Below are 8,227 nucleotides of genomic sequence, written 5' to 3' on the forward strand. Positions count from 1 at the left end.
GCCAGCGCGGCGACGCCCTGGCCGGGGCCGGTCCTGGTGAAGATCACCGACAGGACGTGATCGCCCGGCGGCAGGGCGGCGTCGCCGTGCACGCGATATCTGGTGCCCTGATGGTTGTACTCGTAGTGGAGCCGGCCGCCGGCGACGTACATGACGTGGCCGCCGTTCACGTCGCCCTGCGAGATCAGCACGCCCTCGTCGCCCTCACGCAGCCTCACGTGGGCGTCGATGCGGTACGAGCGATCGTAGATCAGCGGGGTGACCCCACCGGGAATGCGGCTCATCTCCGGGTAGAACACGAAACTCCGCATCTGCGGATGTCAAGAGACGGGAGATCCCTAGTACTTCACCGACCGCTCAGGCGCCTGGACTCACCGTCACGCCCCGGCTGGACGAGCGGGGCCGTCCCGAGCCGCCTCTCACGGCGGGGCGGGATCGCCAAGCGGGGGCGGCGACGGCGTCAGCGCATGACGCAGAACTCGTTGCCCTCGGGATCAGCCATCGTCACCCAGGCGTCGTGCTCGGCCAGCACCCGCGCGCCCAGCCCGACCAGCCTGCGTACCTCGGCCTCGGGGTCGTCGGCCGTCAGATCGAGATGCATGCGGTTCTTCACCACCTTGCGCTCGGGCACGAGCGTGAAGAAGAAGCGCGGCCTGACACCGGGCCCGGCCTCCACCAGGACGGTCGGGTCGTCCTCGGGATCGTCGATGCCGTTGCTCCGCAGGCGCTCCAGCTCGGCCTCGTCGTAGGGAGCGACCTGGTAGCCCTCCAGCGCCTGCGCCCAGAAGCGGGCCAGCGAGGCGGGATGCCGGCAGTCGATGACGATGTCGTGGATGCGCGCCATGATCACATGCTGTCACCGCGGCCGGCCGGTTTCACCACAGCCCTGTGAAGTACGGCTGGCGCAGGACGATGCAGGAGCCGAGCGCCAGCCGTACATCGAACATGTTAGACGCCTGCTGGACCCGGTCTCGGCGCGGCAGTATTGACACCTTGTTGACCGGGTGTTTACATGTGGCCCCTGACTGTGATCAACGCGATTGCGCCGGCTCGGGGAATTGCGGGCAATTTCCATATGGCGCCCCCAACCCTCGGCTGGCAGCGGAATGGGGCGCGCTGACTATGAGGCCGATGCTGCGGGCAGAGAACCTCACCAAACGATTCGGCTCACTCGTCGCGGTGAGCAATGTCAGCTTCGCGGTGCGGGCGGGCGCGATCACCGGCTTTCTGGGGCCCAATGGGGCAGGTAAAACGACCACGCTCCGCCTTTTCCTCGAACTTGTCCACCCCACCTCCGGCTCGGCGCACATCGACGGCAGGCCCCTCCACGAGTGGCCGGTTCCCAGCCGTAAGGTCGGCGCGGTGCTGGACGGCCACTGCACCCATCCCCGCCGCCGAGCCATCGACAGCGTGCGCTGGGCCGCCCGGCTGGCCGGTGCCGGAGCGGACGCCGAGGAGTTACTCGACCGGGTCGGCCTCGCCGAGATGGCCGGCCAGCGCACGGGCGCGTTCTCCCGCGGCATGCTGCAGCGCCTCGCGCTGGCCATCGCACTGGCCGGCGATCCGGAGATCCTGATCCTGGACGAGCCCATGAACGGCCTCGACCCCGCGGGCATCGCCTGGATCAAGAACGTCCTGCGCGGCTTACGCGACGACGGGCGCACCGTGTTCATCGCCAGCCACCTGCTGGCCGAGCTGGAAGACCTGGTGGACGACCTGGTGGTGATCGCGCAGAGCAAGGTCGTGGGCAGCGGCTCGGCGGGGGCCTTCATCGACCGTTTCCAGCCTCAGGCCATCAGCGTCCTGTCCGATCAGCCGCAGGCACTCGGCGCCGCCGTGAGCCGGGCGGGCGGCCAGATCCTCGAAACCAACGGCCAGCGCATCCTGATCAGCGGCCTGACCTCCACCCAGCTGGGCGAACTCGCCCGCGACGCGGGCATCGCGCTGTTCGGCGTCACCGTGGAACGCAGCCTGCGCACGGCCTTCACCACGGCCACCGCCGACACGGCCGACATCAGGGGCGAGGCCTGCTAGACCCCGGCCTGGCGTAATCGTTTTCGGGCCACTCCCTTGTGGCCACTGCCAACCCCCGAAGCCGGCCGTCATCACACGTCCGCCCCACGCCGTCCCCGTCACGTGTCCGGGCGGCCCCCCGAAGCCGTCCCCGTCACGCGTCCCCCGAAGCCGCCGCTCTCAGGTCCCCCGGGTGGCCAGGCCGTTGCCGTTGATGAAGGCGCGGGCCAGCTTGGCCCTGGACGCGGTGCGCTTCATACCCGAGACCCGGGCGATCTCCTCGGCGGTAGCCAGGTCGTCGTAGGCGGCCTTGGGGTCGCCCAGCAGGATCCGCGTCGTCCCGAGGTCGAGCAGGATGTCGGACTGCACCACCCGGTCGCCGATGTGGATGGCGATCTCCAGCGCCTCGATCAGCTTCGGGTAGGCCTTCTCCGGCGTCCCCGCCTTGGCCGCGTGCATGGCCACCGCGCGGCGGATGCGGGCCTCGCTGCGCAGGCTGCCCGTGTCGCGGCACAGGCTGAGCGCGCGGTCCAGGCAGTCCTGTGAAGCGGCCTCCTCACCGGTGCTGTGCAGGACCGTCGCCAGCCCGACCAGGGCGTCGGCCTCGGCGATCACGTCCCCGCTGCGATGTAACGCCGCCGCGGCCTCCTGGTAGACCTCCCGCGCGGTGGCCGGGGTCTGGTTGATGCGGTCAAGGTCGCCGAGCAGGCGCAGGGTCAGCCCTCGGCCGTGGTCGTCGCCCAGGCGCTGGAAGATCGCCAGCGCCTCCTCCAGGTGGTAGGCCGCGCCGGTGTGGTCGCCCACCAGCAGCGCGCGGTAGCCCAGGGAGTACGTCAGTACGGCCTGGCCGCGCAGGTTGCCCGCGTTCGTGACGCTGGTCAGGGCGATCTGGTGCGACTCCAGCCAGACGTCGAAGCGGGCGCCGGCCTCGAAGAGCGCCAGCGGTGCGATGGCCAGCTCCCAGCAGGTCTCGGGGAAGGCCGCGGCGCGGCGTACGAGGGCGAGGTTGATGTCGATGTTCGCCTCGAACCAGGCCGAGCCCTCGCCGGTCCGCGCCCGTACGCCGGCGGGCCGGTAGCGGGGCGCCGTGCCGCGCGGAATGGAGTTGTCCTTGCCCCGCATCGAGGCGTGGGCGGCGTCGGTCAGTGCCAGCCAGCCGCCGAAGACACGGCCCACGGCCGCGGTCAGCTCCTGCTCGTCGTCCTCCACGCGGGCGCGGGCGCCGCCGAACCCGAGCAGCAGCTCGTGGCAGTGGTAGCGCACGCCGTCCGGCAGGGCGGTGACGAAGTGACTCTCGGCCAGCTCCTCCAGCAACTCCTCGGCGGTGTCCACGGGAACGTCGGCGAGCGCGGCGGCGATCGCGGCGGTGACCTGGGAGATGCCCAGGTAACCGATCCTGCGGATGAGCGAGCGCGGCTCGGCGGGCAGCGCCTGGTATCCGCCCAGCAGCGTCGGAGTGATGCTCTTGCCACCGTGCGTGAGCTCGCCGAGGATCCGCGCCGGGTCGGAGAGGCGCTCGGCCAGGCGCTGCAGGCTCAGGTGCGGCCGGGCGGCCAGCTTGGCCGCCACGATGTCGAGGGCCACCGGCAGCCCGGCGCACAGCTGCACGATCCGGTTGGCCGCCGCGGGCTCGGCCTGCATCCGCTGCCGGCCGGCCCCGGCGGCCAGCAGGGTCCTGGCCGCCGGGGCGTCCAGCGGCGAGACGTCCACCGTGACGGCGTCACGTGGCAGAGCGAGCGGCGAGCTGCTGGTCACGAGCACGGCGCACCCGGCGTGGCCGGGCAGGAACGGCCACACCTGCCCGGGGTCGGTCACGCCGTCCAGCACGATCAGCACATGCCGGACGGCCAGCACGCTGCGCAGAAGGGCGGCACGCGCCCCGGCGCCCTCGGGGATCTCCTCGGCCGCCACCCCGAGCGCGGTCAGGAATCCCGCCAGCACCTTGCCGGGGTCGCCGAGGTCGTCGGCGAACAGCTGCCCGTCCGGGAAACGGCCGGCCACGCGGTGCGCCGCCTCCAGGCTCGCCGCGGTCTTGCCGACCCCGCCCGAGCCGGTGACCACCACCAGGGGTGAGGTCGCCTGCTCGGTCAGCCCCTCGACGATCTCGCGCAGTACGCCGTCCCGCCCGGCCAGCACGCCCGGACGGGCAGGCAGCTGCCTGGGTACGTCCACGACCAGGTGCGTCAGCTCCAGCGCGGAGTCCTGACGGAGGATCTGGAGCCTCAGGTCGCGCAGCGTGGGGCTGGGATCCGTGCCGAGCTCCTCCCGCAGCCGCTCCTCCAAGTCGGTGAACGCCTGCAACGCCTCGCTGCCCCGCTGGGAACGGTAAAGGGCGATCATGAGCTGGGCGCAGAAGCGTTCCTTCAAGGGGTGCTGGTCGGCCAGGTGCTGGATCTCGGCGATCACCTCGCGGTGCCGTCCCAGCGCCAGATCCGCGTCAATACGCGCCTCGATGGCGGCCAGCCGCCGCTCGTTCCATACGGCCGCCTCCGCGACGAACGTCTCGCTGTCGAGGCCGGAAAGCGCCGATCCTCGCCACAGCTTGAGCGCGGCGTCCAGGGTCTTGGCGGCCTGGGCGTGGTCACGCTTGTCGGCCAGCAGGCAGGCCTGGTCGTACATGCGCATGAAAATGAAGGCGTCGATGCTGTCCTCGGCCGCCTCAAGCCTGTAGACGTTGTCGTGCACGTCGATCGTGACGCCGCTGCGCCTGAGCTCGCCGACGCCACGGTGCACCTGGTTTCTGGCGCTCTTTGTAGGGGTGTCGCCATATATCGCGTCAATAAGGCTGTCAACCGATGCCGAGCGGGTTGTGCTCAGCAACAGATGGGCCAGCACCGCACGCGACCGACGGGTGGCCAGTCTGATCTCGTTTCCTTGTTGCCATATTGTCGGTTGCCCCAGGATTCCAAAGTGCATCAACAGCAGATGCCCCCTCTGTCGCTCCCCGATCATCTCCCACATGGACAGCTCTGTCATCATGCGTGGGCACACTCACCTTGGCTGTCACAAGTGTGACGATCCCGACTTGCAGCTGACTTTCGGTTCGCCATAAAGTCGGACAACTTGGCGACATCTCAGGGGTATTTTTCCTGCATTGAGCGTTAAATGGGCGCCTGTCGCTTTCCCTGCATGATAGATGTCACATCGCCCCAATGACATAGGCGCCTACCGGCCAAAACGGCCCAGGGCGAGACTCCTGGTATGTCCACAGAGTCGCCGATCCGAGTTCTCCTCGCCATCGACGAGCAGCAGACCCGGCGGGTACTTGCCGCCCTGCTCAGCCTGGAGGAGGGCATCCAGGTCATCGCCGAGGTGGGCCATGGGGACGACATCGCCGACGCGGTCCGGCGGCAACGGCCCGACGTGGCCGTCATCGACGCCGAGCCACCCGGCGGCGACGGCCTGGCCGCCGCGGTGCGGATCGGCGGCCACTGCGCGATCGTCGTCCTGACCAGCTTCGGCAGGCCGGGATACCTTCGCCGGGCGATGGCCGCGGGGGTCGGGGGGTTCCTCGGCAAGGACGCTCCCACCGACGAGCTGGCCGCGGCGATCCGCAAGGTGGCCGCCGGCGGCCGGTATCTCGACACCGAGCTCGCCGTCGCCTCGATGACGACCGGGGACAGCCCGCTCACCGATCGCGAGCGCGACGCGCTGCGCCTGGCAGGCGGCGGGGCCACGATCACGAAAATCGCCATTGAGCTCCACGTGTCCGAGACGATCGCACGCGGGCTCGTCTCCAGCGCGATGAGCAAACTCAACGCGGAGGGCCATCACGAAGCCGTCCACACCGCACGGCGGCAGGGCTGGCTGTGACGCAATTCGACGAACATACGCAGATAAGTCGCACAGATGCGGACGGATGGATCATGCACGGCGAGCGCGATGAACGGCCCCAGCGCAAAACCAACGACGAGGTCACGGTGGAAGTGAACGGGGAACAAGTCGACCTGGATCCGGATCGCACGCGTACGATGCGTTTTCCGCCGCCGAAACTGTCCAAAGGGCCGGATCAGCCGCATCCACCTGCTCCGGAGCCGCCCCTGTGGTGGCAGCAGGACTCGAGGGACAATCCCAGCCGGCGGCTCGGGCATTTCGCCGCGAACAATTCCGCCGAGGATCCCGGGCAGAAAAGTCCCCCCACCGTGGGACCGCCGCCCGGTCCCATCGATTCCCTGGCGTCACTCGGAGCGCTGAACTCCTTCCCCGCGCCGCCCCCGTTCGAGCTGCCGGCCTGGGACCCGCCCCCGGGGCTGGCCGCCCCCGACTCCTCCGAGGCACCGGCCGCCCCCGAGATCCCGCCGGCACCCGGGACGTGGGCCGCCCCCGAGGCGCCACCGCTTCCCGGAGCGTGGGCCGCCCCTGAGGTTCCGCCGGTCCCCCAGGGCGCCCCGAATGTCCCGCCAGCCCCGCAGGGCGCCCCGAATGTCCCGCCGGTACCCGAGGCGACGGCCGCCCCCGAGGCGCCGGTCTTCCCGCCGTCCCAGCACGCCGAGCCCAAGCCTCCCGCACGGGGCGACATCCCGCTGGTCAGCACGTCCTCGGAGAGCCTGCGGCCGGACCGGCTGCTGCGCACCCGCCGTCGCCCGCCCGCCGGGGGCTGGCGCAAGGCCGTCTTCCAGCTGTCGGGAGGCATGATCCGTCCCAAGGACTCCAAGGCGGAACGCCACCGCCAGGAGCTGATCGAACGCGTCAGGCAGCCCGTCTCCGCGGGCCACTTCAGGGTCGCGGTGATGAGCCTCAAGGGCGGCGTGGGCAAGACCACCACGACCATCGGCCTGGGAGCCACCCTCGCCCACCAACGGGGTGACCGGGTCATCGCGGTCGACGCCAACCCGGACCGGGGCACGCTGTCGGAGAAGCTCAGAGTGGAGTCGCCGGCCACCGTACGGCATCTGCTCAACGACCGCGCGGGGATCTGGCGCTACGCCGACGTGCGTTCATACACCTCCCAGGCGCCCTCGCGGCTGGAGGTGCTGGCCTCCGACCGGGATCCGGCCATCTCGGAGGCGTTCAACGCCGACGACTACCGCGCGGTCGCGCAGATCCTGGAGCAGTTCTACTCGATCGCCATCACCGACTGCGGCACCGGCATGCTCCACTCGGCGATGAGCGCGATCCTGGATATGTCCGACCAGATCGTCCTGGTCAGCCCGGTCACGGTGGACGGCGCCAGGTCCGCCTCGGCCACCCTCGACTGGCTGCAGGCCCACGGCCACCAGGCCCTGGCCTCGAGCGCGGTGGTGGTGCTGTCCGCGGTGAAGAACCCGCGCAGGAACGCCGTCAACGTCGCCGAGCTGAAGGACCACTTCACCAAGCGCTGCCGGGCGGTCATCGGCGTGCCGTTCGACCCGCACCTGGAGCAGGGCTCGGAGGTCGACCTCGACCTGCTGCGCACCGCCACCCGGGACACGTACCTGGAGGTGGGCGCCACGATCGCCGATCGCTTCGGCCCGGGAGGGCACTCATGACCTCCCTGCTCAGCGTCACCGACCTGTCGAGGTCGCCGGTCCTGGAGGAGGTCTCGTTCACCGTCGAGCGCGGCGAGGTCGTCTGCGTGGTGGGCCCGCCGGGCAACGGCGGCGCCACGCTGATGGACTGCCTGGTCGGCGCGGACGAGCCGGACGCGGGCCACATCGAGATGCTCGGCGTGACCGTCGGCCCCGGAGACCGCCGGCCGCCGGGGCTGGCCGCCGCCCCGCGCGGCGAGACCCTCCCGGGCCGGATGAAGGTCTCCGAGGCCTTGCGGCTGTTCTCCCGTCTGTACGGCACGCGCGGCCTGCCGGGGCGCTTCATCGACCTCCTCGACCTGGAGCCGCTGCTGTCCAAGCGCTTCGGCCGCCTCACCGACGGCCAGCGCAGGCGGGCCATGATCGGCCTGGCTCTGGCGGGCAACCCCGAACTGGTCCTGCTCGACGACCCGACGGCCGGGCTCCGGGACGGCAGCAGGCGCCGCATCGAGCAGGCCATCGACGAGCTGCGCGCCGGTTACGGCGGGGTCTGCGTCGTGCTCGACGACCTGGCCCAGGCCGAGCGCCTGGCCGACCGGGTGATCCTGCTTCGCGCCGGCCGTGTCCTGGCCGAGGGCACGCCGTCCAGGCTGGTCCAGCTCCTCGGCTCGACGTTCGTCATGGGCGTGCCCCCGCACCCGGCCGGCGTCCCCGGGGAGCTGTTCATCGGCGGCGCCGGCGTGGCCAGGGGCTATCACGACCGTCCC

6 protein-coding genes and 1 pseudogene are annotated in these 8,227 nt (G+C 70.7%); 4 read left to right on the plus strand and 3 right to left on the minus strand.

Annotation, left to right across the window (positions count from 1 at the left end; all coding sequences use genetic code 11):
* Positions 1–311 (minus strand): annotated as a pseudogene (locus tag AB0J09_RS48080) (hypothetical protein); the annotation flags it as partial.
* Between the two features lie 149 nt (positions 312–460).
* Positions 461–844 carry a VOC family protein gene (locus AB0J09_RS48085; protein WP_360707215.1) on the minus strand — a complete coding sequence of 128 codons (384 nt, stop codon included), beginning with the start codon at positions 842–844 and terminating at the stop codon, positions 461–463.
* 287 nt (positions 845–1,131) lie between these two features.
* On the opposite strand from AB0J09_RS48085, the gene AB0J09_RS48090 reads away from it, so the two are divergent.
* Positions 1,132–2,034 (plus strand): ATP-binding cassette domain-containing protein, encoded by a 903-nt coding sequence (locus AB0J09_RS48090; protein WP_360707218.1) that lies wholly within the window; start codon positions 1,132–1,134, stop codon positions 2,032–2,034.
* 159 nt (positions 2,035–2,193) lie between these two features.
* On the opposite strand, the gene AB0J09_RS48095 is transcribed toward AB0J09_RS48090, so the two are convergent.
* Positions 2,194–4,746 (minus strand): AfsR/SARP family transcriptional regulator, encoded by a 2,553-nt coding sequence (locus AB0J09_RS48095; RefSeq protein WP_360707221.1) that lies wholly within the window; start codon positions 4,744–4,746, stop codon positions 2,194–2,196.
* A gap of 468 nt (positions 4,747–5,214) precedes the next feature.
* Between AB0J09_RS48095 and AB0J09_RS48100 the strand changes: the two genes are divergently transcribed.
* The 3 genes from AB0J09_RS48100 to AB0J09_RS48110 all read left to right on the plus strand — a co-directional run.
* Positions 5,215–5,826 (plus strand): response regulator transcription factor, encoded by a 612-nt coding sequence (locus AB0J09_RS48100; RefSeq protein ID WP_360707223.1) that lies wholly within the window; start codon positions 5,215–5,217, stop codon positions 5,824–5,826.
* A gap of 53 nt (positions 5,827–5,879) precedes the next feature.
* The gene (locus AB0J09_RS48105) at positions 5,880–7,481 is read left to right on the plus strand and encodes an AAA family ATPase (RefSeq protein WP_360707226.1); all 1,602 of its coding nucleotides are present in this window, start codon (positions 5,880–5,882) and stop codon (positions 7,479–7,481) included.
* On the plus strand, positions 7,478–8,227 hold a 750-nt coding region (locus tag AB0J09_RS48110; protein WP_360707228.1), incomplete at its 3' end, for an ATP-binding cassette domain-containing protein. The genes AB0J09_RS48105 and AB0J09_RS48110, both read left to right, overlap by 4 nt.

Origin of the sequence: Nonomuraea sp. NPDC049784, from assembly GCF_040659615.1 — a bacterium.
Lineage (GTDB): Bacteria > Actinomycetota > Actinomycetes > Streptosporangiales > Streptosporangiaceae > Nonomuraea.